Source organism: Kushneria phosphatilytica (assembly GCF_008247605.1).
GTDB classification, from domain to species: Bacteria; Pseudomonadota; Gammaproteobacteria; order Pseudomonadales; family Halomonadaceae; genus Kushneria; species Kushneria phosphatilytica.
In genome coordinates this window covers 2423698-2439650 of the sequence record NZ_CP043420.1, presented here as the reverse complement: position 1 = coordinate 2439650, position 15953 = coordinate 2423698, and the positions used below count along the sequence as shown (strand labels likewise).

Here is a 15953-nt window from a genome sequence, read left to right as displayed (position 1 = left end):
GATCATTGCCAGATCTGTTGCGCTCGAAGAGGGCGGCAGTGTCGTGTTGATTGACGCGATCACACTCATGGTGTGGTCGCGTTATTGTTTCCGGATACAAGGTGATGGATAAATCGGTAGAGAGCTGGCGACCCTCGGCAGCCATCGAGACACTGTGTGAGCGGGCCCGGCTGCTGGCCGAGGTGCGGCGTTTTTTTGCCGAGCGTGGTGTACTGGAAGTCGAGACACCGGTGCTGGGTCACGCAGGCAGTACCGAGGTGCATCTTGATTCGCTCTCAACCGAAGCTACTACGCCGGCTGGGCGTGAGCGGCTGTGGCTGCAGACTTCACCGGAATTTCATATGAAACGACTGCTGGCGGCTGGCAGCGGACCGATCTTTCAACTGGCACGCAGTTTTCGTAATGGTGAAGTGGGGCGCCGCCACAATCTCGAGTTCACCATGCTGGAGTGGTATCGCCCGGCATGGTCCCTCAAGGCGCTTGTTGATGAGACCGAGGCATTGATCCGAACGCTGCTGCCCTCAGCCGGCGTACGTCGACTGCGTCGCTATCGCAGCCTCTTTCGTGAAATGCTCGATGTTGACCCTTTCACTGCCTCATTGGCGGCACTTCAGCATCTGGCGGGAGAGTGGGGCGGTATTGCCATGGATGATATCGAGCGTGACGGCTGCCTTGATCTGCTGATGAGCATGGCCATTGAGCCGCAGCTGGGCCGAGACGGTATTGATATAGTTATCGACTATCCACCGAGTCAGGCTGCGCTGGCCCGTCATGTCACCGATGTCGAAGGGGATCGGGTCGCCGCGCGCTTCGAGGTCTATGTCGATGGTTTGGAGCTCGCCAATGGATATGACGAACTCGTCGATGCCAGCGAACAGGCCGAACGCTTTGCCGAAGATAATCGCGCACGCGCGCGCCTTGGCAAGCCGCTGGTTGAAAGTGATCGGCAACTGGTGGCGGCCCTGGAAGCCGGCCTGCCCGAAAGCAGCGGTGTAGCGCTGGGCATCGACCGGCTCATTCAGCTGGCGCTTGGCAGGGATTCGATTGCCGAGGTCATGGCCTTCCCGACATCGCGCTGTTGAGCGTTGCGCAATCCGGCAGAGCCTCAGCTTTTTGGCGTGGCCAGTGACTGGCCCATGCTGACCATCTGACCCGGGGTCAGCGGCTCGTTGAACTCGATACTCTCCGGAAAGCACATCACGACCGATGAGCCGAGCATGAAGCGTCCCATTTCGGCGCCGCGCTCAAGCGTGACAGGTTGCGCATCGAAAAGTGTGTGACGTGGCTGGCGAGGGATGGGCGTAATGCGACCCGCCCAGACGGTTTCGATGGCGGCGACGATCATGGCGCCAATCAGTACCAGCGCCATGGGGCCATGCTCGGTATCAAAGTGACAGACCAGCCGCTCGTTGCGGGCAAACAGTGCCGGCACCTGACGGGTGGTAGCCTGATTGACCGAAAACAGTCGGCCCGGCACGTAGACGGTTTCGCGCAGGGTGCCGGTGCACGGCATATGGACGCGATGGTAATCACGTGGAGACAGATAGACGGTGGCAAAACGGCCACGGCGAAGCGGTTCGGCGCGCGCTTCGTCACCCCCCAGTAGCGCAGTGAGCGAGTAGGCGTGGCCCTTGGCCTGGATCAGCGTGCCGTGCTTGATGGCACCGAACTGTGAGAGTACGCCATCGGCAGGGGATAGAATGCCGGCCCCCAGTGGCCTTGCCTCGGGCTTCAGCGCTCGGGTGAAGAAGGCATTGAAGTTTTCATAGGCACCGAGGTCGGGCTGTTCGGCCTGACTCATGTCGACGTTGTAATGGCTGGCAAAACGCCGGATAAAAGTGTCCCGGATCCACGGTTGGCGGCTGTCGGCCACCCGGCCGATCAGGCGTGACAGGGTGTGGTGGGGAATCGGGTACTGAAGCCAGGCGAAAAGCTGCTCGCGATCCATGGTGTCATCATTCCGACGGGACAGGGGGCCGCACCTTATCCCGAAGCTGCGGCCCGCTCAACTCTCGATGCAGCGCTCAGTGCTCCACCGGCGTATCGTCGCGATTGCCCCACTCTTGCCAGGAGCCGGGGTAGGCGCGAATGTTGAACCCCAGCGCCCGGCCGGCCAGCCAGGTGAGGCCGCTGCGATGGTGGCTCTGGCAGTGAGTGACAATCTCATGCTCGGCCGTAATGCCACGGGCATTGAGCTCCGTGAGCAGTTCGCTGAGATCGCGCAGGCGGGCGCCATTGCTTCGATCCATGACATCCAGCCAGTCGAAATTGACCGCTCCGGGGATATGACCGAGATGGCGATTCTGTCCCTTGAGGCCGGCGTACTCCTCGGCGCTGCGGGCATCCCAGATGGCCAGGCCGGTATCTTCCAGTCGTGACTGAAGCTCCTCGCGTGTCATCAGCATGTGAGGATGACGAATTTCGGCGTGATAGTCGCTGGGCTGTGGTGCGACATCATCGGTTGAGAGCGGAAGATTGTCGCTGCGCCAGGCCTGGATGCCGCCATTGAGATAGCTGTAGTGCGGATGCCCCAGCAGCTCGAGTGTCCAGAGCAGGCGACCGGCCCAGCCGCCACCTTCATCGTCGTAGGCAATGACATGGGTCTGTTCGGTCAGGCCCAGCGACGACCACAGTTCGGAAAGCTGGGCCTCGGAGGGCACATCATTGGCCACGGGCCCTTCACCGCGCAGCAGCCGGGTGTGATCAAGAAAGAGCGCCCCCGGGACGTGGCCTTCGCGGTAACTGTCAGCGCGGGCCGGCACATCGATGATCAGCAGCTTCGGATCATCGAGGTGGCGTGCCAGCTGTTCGGGTTCGATGATCAGTGGCAGCGTGTTGTGCTCTGTCATGGGGACCTCTCCTGAAAAGACGAAGCGTGTTTCCCGATTCGTCCCGGTCGTTGATCGAACTTCTGCTGACAGCATCGCATACCGGCAACGCTGCCGCGAGTATCATGATCGCTGCGCATGGCGGGAGCCTTTGGTTATAATCGCCCGCTGCAAGCGGCTCGGCCGGGCAGTGGCGCCCGAGCGGATCCACAATAAATCGGCGGAGACGAGACGTGCTCGATCGTTACTTCAGTATTGAAGCGGCCGGCAGTACGGTCAGACGAGAAATCCTGGCCGGCATCGCCACCTTCCTGGCCGCGATGTATATCATCGTGGTCAATCCTTCGATTCTCTCCAGCGCTGGTGTGCCCTTTCCCGGGGCACTGACGGCAACGGTACTGATCAGTTTTTTCGGCAGCCTCATGATGGGGCTCTATGCCCGTAACCCGGTACTGGTGGCGCCGGGCATGGGCATTAACGCCCTGTTCACCTACACCATGGTGATGGGGGCCGGGCTGCCCTGGGAAACCGCGCTGGGCTGTGTGTTCTGGGCTGGCGTACTGTTTGCCGTGCTGGCTGTCTTCAATGCCCGTCAGTATGTCATCGATGCCATTCCCGCCCAGCTGCGGCATGCCATTGCCTGTGGTATCGGTCTTTTCATTACGGTCATCGGTCTGGTCAATGCCGGTTTTCTGGTCGGCAATCCCGATACCGTGGTGGGCCTGGGGGAAATGACGCCAATGCTGGTGACCTTTCTGATCGGGTTGGCGGTGACCGCAGTACTGGTGGCTCGCCGACAGCAGGGGGCTCTGATTATCGGGATCGTTGTGACGACTCTGCTGGCAGTCCCGATCGGGCGCTGGTGGGGGGATGCCAGCGGTGTCACTCCGGATCAGGCCGCTACTCTGGTCAATTATCACGGGCTGGTGGCCTGGCCCGATTTCAGTCTGATCGGCCGGCTCGATCTGCTGGGTGCGCTGAAAGTGGCCTACTGGCCGTTCATCTTCGTCATCCTGTTCACCGCCTTTTTTGATGCACTCTCCACTTTCATGGGAATCTGTCAGGCGGGCAATCTGCTCGATGAGCAGGGCGAGCCGCGCAACATCCGCCAGTCGATGGTCATCGATGCGTTGTCGGCACTGATTTCCGGGCCGCTGGGGACCAGTCCGGCGAGTGCCTATGTCGAATCCGCGGCCGGGATCAGTCAGGGCGGAAGAACCGGGCTGGTCGCAGTCATCTGTGGCCTGCTGTTTCTACCGTTTCTGTTCCTCTCACCGCTGTTGTCGCTGGTGCCCTCGATTGCCACCTCGCCGGCACTGATCATGGTAGGGGTGTTCATGCTGGCACCGATTCGCAACATCCACTGGGATCAGCTGGATGACGCCATTCCGGCCTTTGTAGCGATGATCCTGATTCCTCTGACCTATTCGATCACGCATGGGGTGGTGTTCGGTTTTCTCTCGTTCGTGGTGGTCAAGGTCGGCGTTGGCAAGGCTCGCGAAGTGCGTCCGGCCATGTGGGTATTGTTCGTACTGTCGATTTTGTTGTTGTTTCAGTACTAAGGGCAGGGGAGCGACGGCATGAGCCTTGAATCAGCGCGTGGAAGTGGCCAGTTCACGGATAATGTGTTGAAAGCTTTCAAAGCGTGAAGACGCGATCTCGCCGCGCTCGACTGCCTCGCGCAGGGCGCAGCCCGGTTCGCGATCGTGGTGGCAGTCGCGGAAACGGCAGTGTCCCAGATAGGGACGAAACTCGATAAACCCCTCGGCGACCTGGTGTTCGTCGAGGTGGCCGAGTCCGAATTCACGGATGCCGGGTGAGTCAATCAGCTGGCCGCCGGCCGGTAGCGGATAGAGGCGCGCCGTGGTCGTGGTGTGTGTTCCCTTGCGATGTTCGCCGGAGAGTTCTCCGATGCGCAGCTGCTCGTCGGGTAACAGGGCGTTGATCAGTGAGGATTTGCCCACCCCCGATTGGCCGACAAACACGGCCGTCCGTTCAAGCAGTGCCTGATGAAGGTCTTCCAGACCATGATCGCTGCGTACCGAAGCGCTGATTACGTCATACCCCAGCCGCTGATAGTCGTTAAGCAACTCATGCAGCCGGCTGGCACGCTCCGGTAGCAGATCGACCTTGTTGAGAATCAGTGCGGGGGTAATGCCGGTCGCCTCTGCAGCGACCAGATAGCGGTCGATCAGGTTGGGATGCGGTTCGGGTTCGGCAGCGAAGACGATCATGATCCGATCGATATTGGCGGCTACCGGTCGCAACCGCCCTCGGCTGTCAGGGCGTTCCAGCGTTGAGCTGCGCTCGAGTCTGGCCTCGACCACGCCGCTGCCATCCGAGGCCGGCCGCCAGCTGACCCGGTCACCGGTGACCAGCGCATCGAGATTGGCACGCAGATGGCAGAGATGACGCTCGCCTGCTTCATCTGCCACTTCCAGTCGGTGGCCAAAATGGGCCATCACCCGGCCGGGGCGTTCGTCTTCCAGAGCGCCTTCGGCTTCCCGATGATGATCGTTGGTTTCGCGACGCTCTGCGCGTCGGGCGCGTTCAGCCTGAATTTTTTCGATGCGCCAGCGCTGCTGGCGGCTGAGCTTGCGTGGGCTCATGAGGCTCCGTAATCAATTGGCGTGAAGGCATGGGGCAGCGGCAATGTGGAGAAACGCCGGAGGCGATTGTACGCTGCCGAGAGTCGTGCTTTCATCCTGCGCCATTGTCATTTTTGTCATAGGGAATCAACACCATGTCCGAGGCTTTTGAGCATGAACGCCTGATCTGGATCGATCTGGAGATGACCGGACTGGATCCCGAGCACGAGCGTATTATCGAGATTGCCACCATCGTGACTGATAATGCGCTGAACGTGATCGCCGAGGGGCCGGTCATGGCCGTGCATCAACCTGATACGCTGCTGAACGCCATGGATGAGTGGAATACGCGAACCCATGGTCATACCGGGTTGACCGAGCGGGTGCGTCAGAGCGATATCGACACTCGTGAGGCCGAACGGCGCACCCTGCACTTTCTGGCCGAGCATGTGGCCAGTGGTGCCTCACCGATGTGCGGTAACAGCGTGCACCAGGATCGACGTTTCATGCAGCGGGAGATGCCTGAGCTGGAGGCCTTCTTCCATTATCGCAATCTCGATGTCTCGACCCTCAAGGAACTGGCTCGGCGCTGGAAGCCGGAAGTACTGGCTGGCCTGACCAAAAAAGGGACTCACCTGGCGCTGGACGACATTCGTGACTCGATCGAAGAGCTGAAATATTACCGTGAGCATTTCCTGAAGATCTGATGACGTGGGGGAGTGGTGGCTGCGATACGTCAATGGTTGGCTTTCGCGACTGAAGTCGCTCCTGCATGGCAGGCTGCTGATGGAGTGAGGCTGGAAGCGTTCTGTTCGTGACGTTGGCAGGAGCGTTTCGGCGGCGATGAGATGGTTCTCTTTTGCAACTGAAGGCGCTCCTGCAAGGAGCGGTCCGCTGGTTGATTGACTACAGGGTTGCTCATTCCTGGGGGTGTAGGAGCGACTTCAGTCGCGAATTGCGATATTCCGCCGTGGCTGGTGTCGTTCAGCGCGCCTCTCGGGCGATGATGTCACGATAGCCGGCATCCACCGGTGTGATGCGCGCATCGACCGGGTTTTCAGGCCGGGCACGTTCGTACTGTTTGGCCAGTGCCCAGCGCACGTGCTCGCGTACCATGTCCGAGGGCCAGGCCAGGCGGGCGCGCAGAGCGCTGATAATGGCCGGATCATGAGGGGCGTTGCCCAGACCCACAGCGAGGTTGCGGAGCCAGCGCTCATAGCCGATGCGGCGAATCGGGCTGCCCTCGGTGCGGGCAAGAAACTCCTCTTCGCTCCAGTTGAACAGGGTGACCAGCTCGGCACGATCAAGCGCATGACGGGGGGTGAAGTCCTGCTCACGCGTTGCCCGGGTGAAACGGGTAAAGGGACAGACCAGCTGGCAGTCGTCGCAGCCAAAGACGCGATTGCCCATGGCTTCGCGAAACTCCAGTGGAATCTCGCCATGTTTTTCAATGGTGAGATAGGAAATGCAGCGGCGTGCGTCGATCACCCGGTCATCGACGATGGCACCGGTCGGGCACCAGGTCTGGCAGCGATTGCAGGAGCCGCAGTGTTCGCCCTCGAAGGGCTTGTCGACCGGTAAGGGCAGGTCGGTATAGATCTCGCCCAGGAAAAACAGCGAGCCGGCCTGCGGATGCAGAATCATGGCGTTCTTGCCGAACCAGCCCAGACCGGCCTTTTGAGCCAGGGCGCGCTCCATGACCGGGGCAGAATCGACGAAGGCTCGATAGCCAAATGGCCCGATTTCAGCTGCCAGCTGGCGAGCCAGCCGCGTCAGGCGCTTGCGCATCAGCTTGTGATAGTCGCGTCCGATGCCATAGCGTGAGATATAAGCGCGATTCGGCTGACTGAGCACCCGAGTGGTTTCTACTTCAGGGGGCAGGTAGTCCATGCGCACGCTGATCACTCGGAGTGTGCCGGGCTCGAGTTCTTCCGGGCGCGTGCGTTTGGTGCCGTGGCGCGACATGTAATCCATCTCGCCCTGATAACCGGCTGCCAGCCAGCGCTCCAGATAGGCTTCGTGGTTGGACAGATCGGTATCAGTGATCCCGAGTTGTGCAAAACCCAGCTCGCGCGCCCACACTTTGAGTCGTTCGGCAATGGCGGCGAAATCGGGATCGCCATGATCATGCAAGGCCGTTGTCAGAGCGGAGTCGGTCATGATAGCGAACGCCGCAGACGGCGGATATTGATGAATACAGCGCTGGCGGACATTTCATGAATGGCCGGCAGCATCGAATGACGATGATTTCAGGGAAGCGTTTTATGATAAACGATGAAGCGCTGGCGCTATATAGTCGTGAGCAGGCGGGTGCGCTGGATCGCACCCTGATTGATGCCGGTACGCCGGGTTTTGAGCTGATGAGTCAGGCCGGTGAAGCGGCCTGGGCCTCACTGCAGCGTCACTGGCCACACTGCCAGCGTCTATCGGTACTGTGTGGGGCCGGTAACAATGCCGGCGATGGCTACGTGGTGGCAGCGCTGGCGGCTCAGTCAGGCTGGCAGGTTGAAATCGTGGCACTCAAGGAGCCGCAGACCCTTTCCGGGGAGGCCGCTGAAGCTGTGGCCATGGCGCAGCAGGCAGGGGTGGCGATAACACCCTGGCAGGCAGAGTGGACGCCTCGTGGAGAGGTGCTCGTCGATGCCCTGTTGGGTACCGGGCTGACCGGAGAAGTGCGTGCGCCTTATGACGCCGCTATCAGGGCGATCAATCAGAGTGCTCTGCCGGTGCTGGCGATCGATCTGCCCTCCGGGCTGGATGCCGATACCGGAGCTGTACTGGGCTGTGCCGTCAGGGCCTCGCGCACGGTCACTTTCATCGGTCGCAAATTCGGTTTGTATACCGGCCAGGCCCCCGATTACACCGGTAGCATCGATTATGCACCACTTTCACTGACCCGCTTGCGGCGGTCGAATGTTGAACACGTCGGATGGCTGATGGATGAGGCGCTGCCGTCACGGACTTTGCCACAACGGCAGCCGACGACCCACAAGGGGCAGTGTGGCCATCTGCTGGTGGTGGGTGGACGCGAAGGGTTCGGCGGTTCGGCTATCATGGCAACGGAAACAGCTGCACGTCTGGGGGCCGGGCTGGTCAGTCTGGCGACTTCGGCGGTGCATATCCCGCCTGCGTTGACACGCTGTCCCGAGATGATGGTCAAGCCGGTGCGTAACGGACTCGATCTCAAGGAACTGCTTGAAGCTGCCAGCGGCGTACTGATCGGTCCCGGTCTGGGCCAACAGGCGTGGGGCGAGGGGCTGATGCAGGCGGTGCTGAATACCGACAGACCGTGTGTCGTGGATGCCGATGGCCTGAATCTGCTCGCCTCTCGAGAGTCAGGTGCCTGGCGCGATAACTGGATTCTGACCCCTCATCCGGGTGAAGCGGCACGGCTGCTGGATTGCTCGACAGGTGAGGTGCAGCAGGATCGTCGGGCGGCAGCGCGCGCCCTGCAGGACCGGTATGGCGGTGTTATCGTGCTCAAGGGTGCGGGAACGCTGGTGGTCGGAGGTCAATCGGGGGATGAGTGCCTGCTCAGCCCATTTGGCAATCCCGGTATGGCTTCCGGCGGCATGGGTGATGTGCTGGGCGGCATGATCGCTTCGCTGCTGGTGCAGGGCTTGCCGCCCTTGCAGGCAGCAGCGACGGGTGTGGCAGTGCATGGCATGGCGGCTGATCGGGCGGCGGCTTCAGGTGGCGAACGTGGCCTGCTGGCAACTGATCTGGCATGCTTTGCGCGGCAGCTGGTCAACCCCTGACCGGCATGGCATGAGTCGGATATGCAGAGATTTGCACTCGACAACGAAAACGTTCAGGTCGCTTTCGGACGGGCATTGGCCGAGGCCATGGCATTCAGTGGTCATGTCTGGCTCGAAGGTGAACTGGGGGCCGGCAAGACCACACTGGCGCGTGGTGTCATGCGGGCACTCGGTATCACGGGCGCGGTGAAGAGTCCGACGTATACGCTGGTTGAGCCTTATGAGGTTGGTGAGCGGCAAGTGTATCACTTCGATCTCTATCGTCTTGCCGATCCGGAAGAGTTGGAGTTCATCGGTGCGCGGGAATGGCTGGATAGCGATGCGCTCAGCCTTGTCGAGTGGCCTTCCCACGGTGGTGATCGACTACCTTCGCCCGATCTGCGAATCCGATTGGCACTGGCCGGGCAGGGGCGTCAGGCGGATGTAGAAGCCCTGTCGCCGTATGGCATGCAGGCATTGAATAGTCTGCCGTCACTGTTTGAGCAGATTCGTATTTCCCTCGAAGGCGGTTCATGAAGCGTTATTCCCTTTCGGGCGGGCTGGTTTGCCTGCTGATGTTGTTACTGGTCCTGTTGCCTGCGATGGCGCAGGCCGCCGAGCTTGATGATCTGCGGGCATGGGACAATGGCGAACGTACGCGACTGGTGTTCGATCTATCGAGTGAGGTAAAGACGGATGTTTTTACACTCGATACACCTGATCGTCTGGTCATTGATTTTGCCGATACGGCACTGGATACCGAGCTGGGGAGTGCCATCAGTGGCAGTACTCTGATCCGCAGTATTCGTTCGGGTATTCGCCAGGGCAACGACCTTCGGGTGGTCATGGACCTTGCCAGACCGATAACTCCCCACGCCTTCAAACTTGCCCCCGGTAGCGGCAAGGGACACCGGTTGGTCGTGGATCTGGGCGGGTCATCGAAGGATCGGGAGGCGGACGAGTTGGCCGCAGGGGGCGATGGCGACCCCATCGAGGCGCTGATTCGTCAGCAGGAGCGTGACGCACGACGCAAGCTGGGGCGAAATTCGCCAGCAGCCGATACCGCGGTTGCCGGGCAAGGCGGTACCTCTGCCGCCCATCGGGCGGCCAAACCGCACCCCAGGCGCGATATCGTGGTTGTGATCGACCCCGGCCACGGCGGCAAGGATCCCGGTGCGCTTGGCGATCGCAGCAAGGAAAAAAATGTAGTGCTGGCGATTGGCAGGAAATTGAAGGCGAAGTTCGATGCTGCGCCCGGCTTTCGCGCCTACATGACCCGGGACAATGATACCTTCATCCCGTTACGAGGCCGTTTGCGTATCGCACGTGAGCGTCATGCCGACTTCTTTGTCTCGATTCATGCCGATGCCGTTGGCTCCAGTAGCCCGCGAGGGTCTTCTGTATATGCACTGTCGCAGCATGGCGCTACCTCGGAGACTGCCCGCTGGCTGGCCCAGACAGAGAATCGCTCCGATCTGATTGGCGGCTCCGGCGGCGATCTGAGTCTGGAAGACAAGGATCGCATGCTGCGTGGAGTTCTGCTGGATCTCAGCATGACGGCGACCATCAATGATTCACTGGCTGCCGGTGGTGATGTCATTCGCCAGATTGCCCAGTTCAATCGCATGCATCGCTCCAGAGTCGAACAGGCCGCTTTCGTGGTGCTGAAGTCACCGGACATTCCTTCTCTACTGGTTGAAACAGGTTTTATTACCAATCCTACCGAAGAGCGGCTGCTCAACTCTTCGGCGCATCAGCAGAAACTTGCCAATGCGATTTTCGAAGGCATCCGGGGACATTTCAGAAACAGTCCGCCGCCCGATAGCCTGCTGGCCTGGCAGCGCGATCAGCGCCGGGGTGGGGCGGCCGATGAGTATCGGGTCAGGGCGGGCGATACCCTGTCCGGAATCGCCAATAGTCACGATATATCGCTGGGTGCATTGCGTCGGGTCAACAATCTCGACAGCGATGTAGTGCGTGTCGGCCAGGTACTGACATTGCCCTGAGCGCATCCCGCCGGGGAAGCATTCAGGTTACAATACGGGCTTGATCATTCATCCCCGTCAAGCATCAGGAGGCCGTGTGAGCGAACGCCGCATTCAGGTTCTGGCCCCCCGCCTGGCCAACCAGATTGCTGCCGGTGAAGTGGTGGAGCGTCCGGCCTCGGTCATCAAGGAGCTGGTGGAAAATGCCATCGATGCCGGTAGCAACCGTATCGATATCGAGCTTGAGGCCGGGGGGAGCAAGCTGATTCGGGTACGCGACAACGGTGGCGGCATCGATCACGATGATCTGGGGCTGGCGCTGTCACGTCATGCGACCAGCAAGATCGGTACGCTCGATGATCTTGAAGGGGTAGCCACCCTCGGTTTTCGCGGCGAGGCGCTGGCAGCGATCAGTGCCGTGTCGCGGCTGGAGCTGTTTTCCAATACCAGTGAAGAGCATAGCGACGGCTGGCGGGCCGTCGCCGAAGGGCGCGAAATGACACCGCGCGTCTCGCCGGCGCCTCATCCCCGGGGCACCACCGTGACCGTACGTGATCTGTTCTTCAACACGCCGGCACGGCGCAAGTTTCAGCGTACCGAGAAAACGGAATTCGGCCACGCCGAGGAGGCCTTTCGGCGACTGGCGCTCTCGCATCACGAAATCGATCTGACGCTGAGTCACAATCGCAAGGTGGTCCATCAACTGAGCGCAGGCAGTGATCAGCTGACGATGGAAAAGCGTATCGGTCGGCTGCTGGGGCGCGGTTTTCTCGACAATGCACTGCATGTCGATATTGAAGCCAGCGGGTTGCACCTCTGGGGCTGGGTGGGGTTGCCCACGCATACGCGCGCCCAGACTGATCAACAGTATTTCTTTGTCAACGGCCGGGCAATCCGCGATCGGCTCGTGGCCCACGCCGTACGACAGGCTTATCGGGATGTGCTCTTTCACGGGCGTCATCCGGTATTCGTACTGTACCTGGAGCTCGATGCCGGTGGTGTGGACGTCAATGTCCATCCTACCAAGCATGAGGTGCGCTTTCGCGACGCCCGTCTGGTGCATGATTTCCTCTTTTCGAGTCTCCATCGTGCACTGGCAGATGTCAGACCCAATACGGAATCGGTATCAGCTGAGGTGCCTGCCGAGGATTCGCAGAGCGTACCGTCCGAGCGTGCCCGGGAAGATAGCGCCAGCTGGCAGCAGCAGGGCATGGCGTTGGCAAGGCATGCCGCGTCAGACCCCGGAAACGGGGGAGGGCATGAGTATCGCCCCTCCCAGGGGGAGCGTCCCGGTGAACAGCGCATACGCGAGTTCATGGCCGGCTATCGAGCCCTGCATCCCGAGCATGAATCCCGTCTGCTTGAGCCTCGTGGTAACAGTACGACCGTGCCGACTGCCTCGGATACGCCTGTTGCAGGTGGCGAGGTGGCCGAGCGTGGTCCGCAGGAAAGTGATGTGCCTCCGCTGGGATATGCCGTTGCTCAGCTGCATGGTGTTTATGTGTTGGCGCAGAGCGCGCGGGGCATGATTATCGTGGATATGCATGCGGCCCATGAGCGGATCACCTATGAGCGCCTGAAAGGGCAGTATCTGGCGGGAGGGGTTGAGTCACAGCCTCTGCTGGTGCCCATCTCGCTGGCGGTCAGCGAGGGTGAGGTAGAGCTGATCGAGCGTGAGCATGCCGCCTTCGAACAGGTAGGCGTAATACTCGAGCCGGGTGGGCCGGAGACGGTGCTGGTGCGCCAGCTGCCGGCGTTGCTGGCCGGTGCCGATTGCGAAGGACTGATTCGCGAAATGCTGGCCGAACTCGAACGCTATGGTCGCAGTCAGGCGATCGAGGCACATTTGCTGGAACTGCTTTCCACCATGGCCTGTCATGGTAGCGTACGGGCCAATCGTCGGCTGACGATCGAGGAAATGAATGCGTTGTTGCGTGATATGGAACGCACCGAGCGCAGCGGTCAGTGTAATCATGGTCGACCGACCTGGAAGGAGTTGTCGATGCGTGAACTTGATCGCCTTTTTGCCCGGGGGCAGTAGCCATGGTACAGCCCGGTTTCGGGGAGACACTTCCGACAGCCATTTTGCTGATGGGGCCGACTGCCTCGGGCAAGACTGATCTGGCTATCGAGTTGTGCGAACGCCTGGGTTGTGAACTGATCAGCGTCGATTCGGCGATGGTTTACCGAGGCATGGATATCGGCACAGCCAAGCCGAGCGCCGAGGAGCAGGCGCGTGCACCCCATCGGCTGATCGATATCCGGGACCCTGCCGAACCCTACTCGGCGGTGGAGTTTCGCAACGATGCCCTTGCCCATATCAATGAGATTGCCGCGCGGGGGCGGATACCGCTGCTGGCAGGCGGTACCATGCTCTATTTCCGGGTATTGACCCGGGGTGTTGCCGAAATGCCCGCCGCGCAGCCGGAAATACGTCAGGCGCTGGCAGACCTGCAGGCCGAACGAGGCAGTGCCGGGCTGCATGCGGAGCTGGCTCGGGTTGATCCGGAATCAGCTGCGCGGTTGCATCCCAACGATCCCCAGCGGTTGCTGCGAGCATTGGAAGTTTTTCGGGCTACCGGCCGCCCGATGGGAGAACACTGGCGGGCTCAGGTGCCCCCGGCGCTTCCGTTCAGGCCATTGAACATCGGGCTTGTACCGGGAGACAGACGCGTACTGCACGAGCGTATTGCCAGACGTTTCGACAGTATGCTGGCAGCCGGTTTTGTCGATGAAGTTCAAGCGTTGCGGGCTCGGGGTGATCTTCATGCCGAGCTTCCCTCGATCAGGAGTGTCGGTTACCGCCAGTTCTGGCAGGGCCTGGACCAGGGCCTGGGTCTGGACGCAATGCGTGAGCAGGGTATTGTCGCCACGCGTCAGCTGGCCAAGCGCCAGATGACCTGGCTTCGAGGCTGGCCGGAGTGCTACACCATTGATGCCCTATCGTCTGACATCCTGACTCAGGCCTTGAAAATCGTGCGCGATAACGGCACTTAGCGTAATATAAGTGGTCACATTTCAATGTGGCACGCCAGCCTGCCGAGCGCTGCCCTCAGAAGCAGCCATTCGGTACAGCGGACCCGGAATGCGGCGGATGAAAGCCTGAGTTCAGGCATCAAACGGCGCATTGCAATAAACGATAAACACCATGCAATAATTTTGGAGAACTACATGTCCAAAGGACAGTCTCTTCAGGACCCCTATCTGAACATTCTGCGCAAGGAGCGCATTCCGGTCTCCATCTTTCTCGTCAATGGCATCAAGCTGCAGGGTCAGATTGAGTCCTTTGATCAGTTCGTGATTCTGCTGCGCAACACGGTCAGTCAGATGGTTTACAAACACGCCATTTCCACTGTCGTGCCTTCTCGTAATGTGCGTCTGCCTGCCCAGGACCCGGGGCTGCAGAATGGCCAGGAAAGCTGAGGAGAGACGCTGATTGTTTTTCGAGCGTCCTGAAAGCGGTGAGACCGCGATTCTGGTGCATGTCGATTTCGAGGACAGCACCGAACGGGAGGATACTTCGGAGTTCCTGGAGCTGGTACGTAGTGCCGGCGCAGAGCCGGCTGCCCTGCTGACGGGCAGTCGACGCAAGCCCAGTCCGAAGACCATGATCGGAGAAGGCAAGCTCGAAGAGGCTCGCGCCATGCTGCGTGAGCACAAGGCCGAGCTGGTGATCTTCAATCATGCCCTCTCTCCCTCCCAGGAGCGCAATATCGAGCGTGAATTGCAGTGCCGGGTGCTTGATCGCACCGGTCTGATTCTCGATATCTTCGCCCAGCGGGCGCGTACCCATGAAGGCAAGCTGCAGGTCGAACTGGCTCAGCTGGAATACATGGCCACGCGACTGGTTCGCGGCTGGACCCACCTTGAACGACAAAAGGGGGGGATCGGGCTGCGTGGTCCCGGTGAAACCCAGCTGGAAACCGACCGTCGCTTATTGCGCGCACGTATCAAGTCGATTCACAAGCGTCTTGACAAGGTACGCAGTCAGCGCAACCAGAACCGGCGTGCCAGAGCGCGTGCGGAAATTCCCTCGGTCTCCCTGGTAGGCTATACCAACGCGGGCAAGTCGACGCTGTTCAATGCGTTGACGGCCTCGGAGGTGTTTACCGCCGATCAGCTCTTTGCCACCCTCGATCCGACGTTGCGGCGACTTGAGCTGGAGGATGTCGGCCCGGTAGTGCTGGCGGATACCGTGGGCTTCATCCGGCATCTGCCACACAAGCTTGTAGAAGCCTTTCAGGCCACCCTTCAGGAAGCGGCCGAGGCTACCCTGCTGGTTCATGTCATTGACGCTGCCGATGAAGAGCGTGAGAGCCATGTTCAACAGGTCAACGCGGTGCTGGCGGAAATCGGCGCCGAGGAAGTGCCTCGACTGCTGGTGATGAACAAGACCGATCTACTGAATATGGCGCCTCGACTGGAACGCAATGATGAGGGCCTGCCCACGGTAGTGTGGCTCTCTGCCCAGCAGCAACAGGGCTTCGATCTGCTGGAGCAGGCGCTGTCCGAGCGTTTGGCAGTCGATGTACTGGATACGCAGTTGACGCTGTCGCCGGCCCAGGGCTGGCTGCGAGCCCAGTTGTTCGAACTCGGCTCGGTGCGTGAAGAGGTTTTTGACGATGAGGGTCGCTCGCATCTTGCGGTGAGGTTGCCGCGCCGTGATTTCATGCAATTGCTGGCGCGTGCCGATGAGGATCCTGCCGATTATCTGGAGAGTCACGAACGTGACGATTCCAGGGTGCTGCCCGATTCCTCATCCTGATCCTGCCGAAGTGAATATCCTCGGCTACCCCAATGGATCAGACCGGTTTC

Annotated in this window: 14 protein-coding genes; 10 read left to right on the top strand and 4 right to left on the bottom strand. The window is 60.4% G+C overall.

Annotated features, from left to right (window positions below; genetic code table 11):
- The first annotated feature begins 104 nt into the window (after positions 1 to 104).
- Entirely contained in the window at positions 105 to 1082 is a 978-nt protein-coding gene (epmA, locus tag FY550_RS11265) for an EF-P lysine aminoacylase EpmA (RefSeq protein ID WP_070979094.1), read from the top strand.
- A gap of 23 nt (positions 1083 to 1105) precedes the next feature.
- Here the strand turns inward: epmA and asd are convergent, their stop codons facing one another.
- Entirely contained in the window at positions 1106 to 1948 is an 843-nt protein-coding gene (gene asd, locus FY550_RS11260; RefSeq protein WP_070979092.1) for an archaetidylserine decarboxylase, read from the bottom strand.
- 76 nt (positions 1949 to 2024) lie between these two features.
- A complete protein-coding gene (locus tag FY550_RS11255; protein ID WP_070979090.1) occupies positions 2025 to 2849 on the bottom strand; it encodes a sulfurtransferase in 825 nt (274 codons plus the stop codon).
- A 212-nt stretch (positions 2850 to 3061) separates the two neighbouring features.
- Between FY550_RS11255 and FY550_RS11250 the strand changes: the two genes are divergently transcribed.
- Complete coding sequence (locus FY550_RS11250) at positions 3062 to 4390, top strand: NCS2 family permease (RefSeq protein WP_149054536.1); 1329 nt, start codon at positions 3062 to 3064, stop codon at positions 4388 to 4390.
- A 30-nt stretch (positions 4391 to 4420) separates the two neighbouring features.
- On the opposite strand, the gene rsgA is transcribed toward FY550_RS11250, so the two are convergent.
- Positions 4421 to 5437: a small ribosomal subunit biogenesis GTPase RsgA gene (rsgA, locus tag FY550_RS11245; protein ID WP_070979085.1), complete on the bottom strand. Its 1017-nt coding sequence runs from the start codon at positions 5435 to 5437 to the stop codon at positions 4421 to 4423.
- A gap of 134 nt (positions 5438 to 5571) precedes the next feature.
- Here rsgA and orn point away from each other — a divergent pair, with 134 nt between their 5' ends.
- A complete protein-coding gene (orn, locus tag FY550_RS11240; RefSeq protein WP_070979082.1) occupies positions 5572 to 6123 on the top strand; it encodes an oligoribonuclease in 552 nt (183 codons plus the stop codon).
- 277 nt (positions 6124 to 6400) lie between these two features.
- Here the strand turns inward: orn and queG are convergent, their stop codons facing one another.
- A complete protein-coding gene (gene queG / locus FY550_RS11235; RefSeq protein WP_070979080.1) occupies positions 6401 to 7576 on the bottom strand; it encodes a tRNA epoxyqueuosine(34) reductase QueG in 1176 nt (391 codons plus the stop codon).
- A gap of 104 nt (positions 7577 to 7680) precedes the next feature.
- Between queG and FY550_RS11230 the strand changes: the two genes are divergently transcribed.
- The 7 genes from FY550_RS11230 (at position 7681) to hflX (ending at position 15903) form a co-directional block, all read left to right on the top strand.
- On the top strand, positions 7681 to 9174 hold the full coding sequence (locus FY550_RS11230) for a bifunctional ADP-dependent NAD(P)H-hydrate dehydratase/NAD(P)H-hydrate epimerase (RefSeq protein WP_070979078.1): 1494 nt from the start codon (positions 7681 to 7683) through the stop codon (positions 9172 to 9174).
- A 21-nt stretch (positions 9175 to 9195) separates the two neighbouring features.
- The gene (gene tsaE, locus FY550_RS11225; protein WP_070979076.1) at positions 9196 to 9690 is read left to right on the top strand and encodes a tRNA (adenosine(37)-N6)-threonylcarbamoyltransferase complex ATPase subunit type 1 TsaE; all 495 of its coding nucleotides are present in this window, start codon (positions 9196 to 9198) and stop codon (positions 9688 to 9690) included.
- On the top strand, positions 9687 to 11159 hold the full coding sequence (locus FY550_RS11220; RefSeq protein ID WP_070979074.1) for an N-acetylmuramoyl-L-alanine amidase: 1473 nt from the start codon (positions 9687 to 9689) through the stop codon (positions 11157 to 11159). The genes tsaE and FY550_RS11220 overlap by 4 nt, the downstream gene beginning before the upstream one ends.
- A 76-nt stretch (positions 11160 to 11235) precedes the next feature.
- A complete protein-coding gene (gene mutL / locus FY550_RS11215; RefSeq protein WP_070979072.1) occupies positions 11236 to 13179 on the top strand; it encodes a DNA mismatch repair endonuclease MutL in 1944 nt (647 codons plus the stop codon).
- Positions 13180 to 13181: 2 nt separating this feature from the next.
- Positions 13182 to 14135 carry a tRNA (adenosine(37)-N6)-dimethylallyltransferase MiaA gene (gene miaA, locus FY550_RS11210; protein WP_070979070.1) on the top strand — a complete coding sequence of 318 codons (954 nt, stop codon included), beginning with the start codon at positions 13182 to 13184 and terminating at the stop codon, positions 14133 to 14135.
- Positions 14136 to 14309: 174 nt separating this feature from the next.
- On the top strand, positions 14310 to 14561 hold the full coding sequence (gene hfq, locus FY550_RS11205; RefSeq protein WP_070979068.1) for an RNA chaperone Hfq: 252 nt from the start codon (positions 14310 to 14312) through the stop codon (positions 14559 to 14561).
- A gap of 13 nt (positions 14562 to 14574) precedes the next feature.
- Positions 14575 to 15903, top strand: a complete 1329-nt coding sequence (gene hflX / locus FY550_RS11200; protein WP_070979066.1) for a ribosome rescue GTPase HflX — start codon at positions 14575 to 14577, stop codon at positions 15901 to 15903.
- The last annotated feature ends 50 nt before the right edge of the window (positions 15904 to 15953 follow it).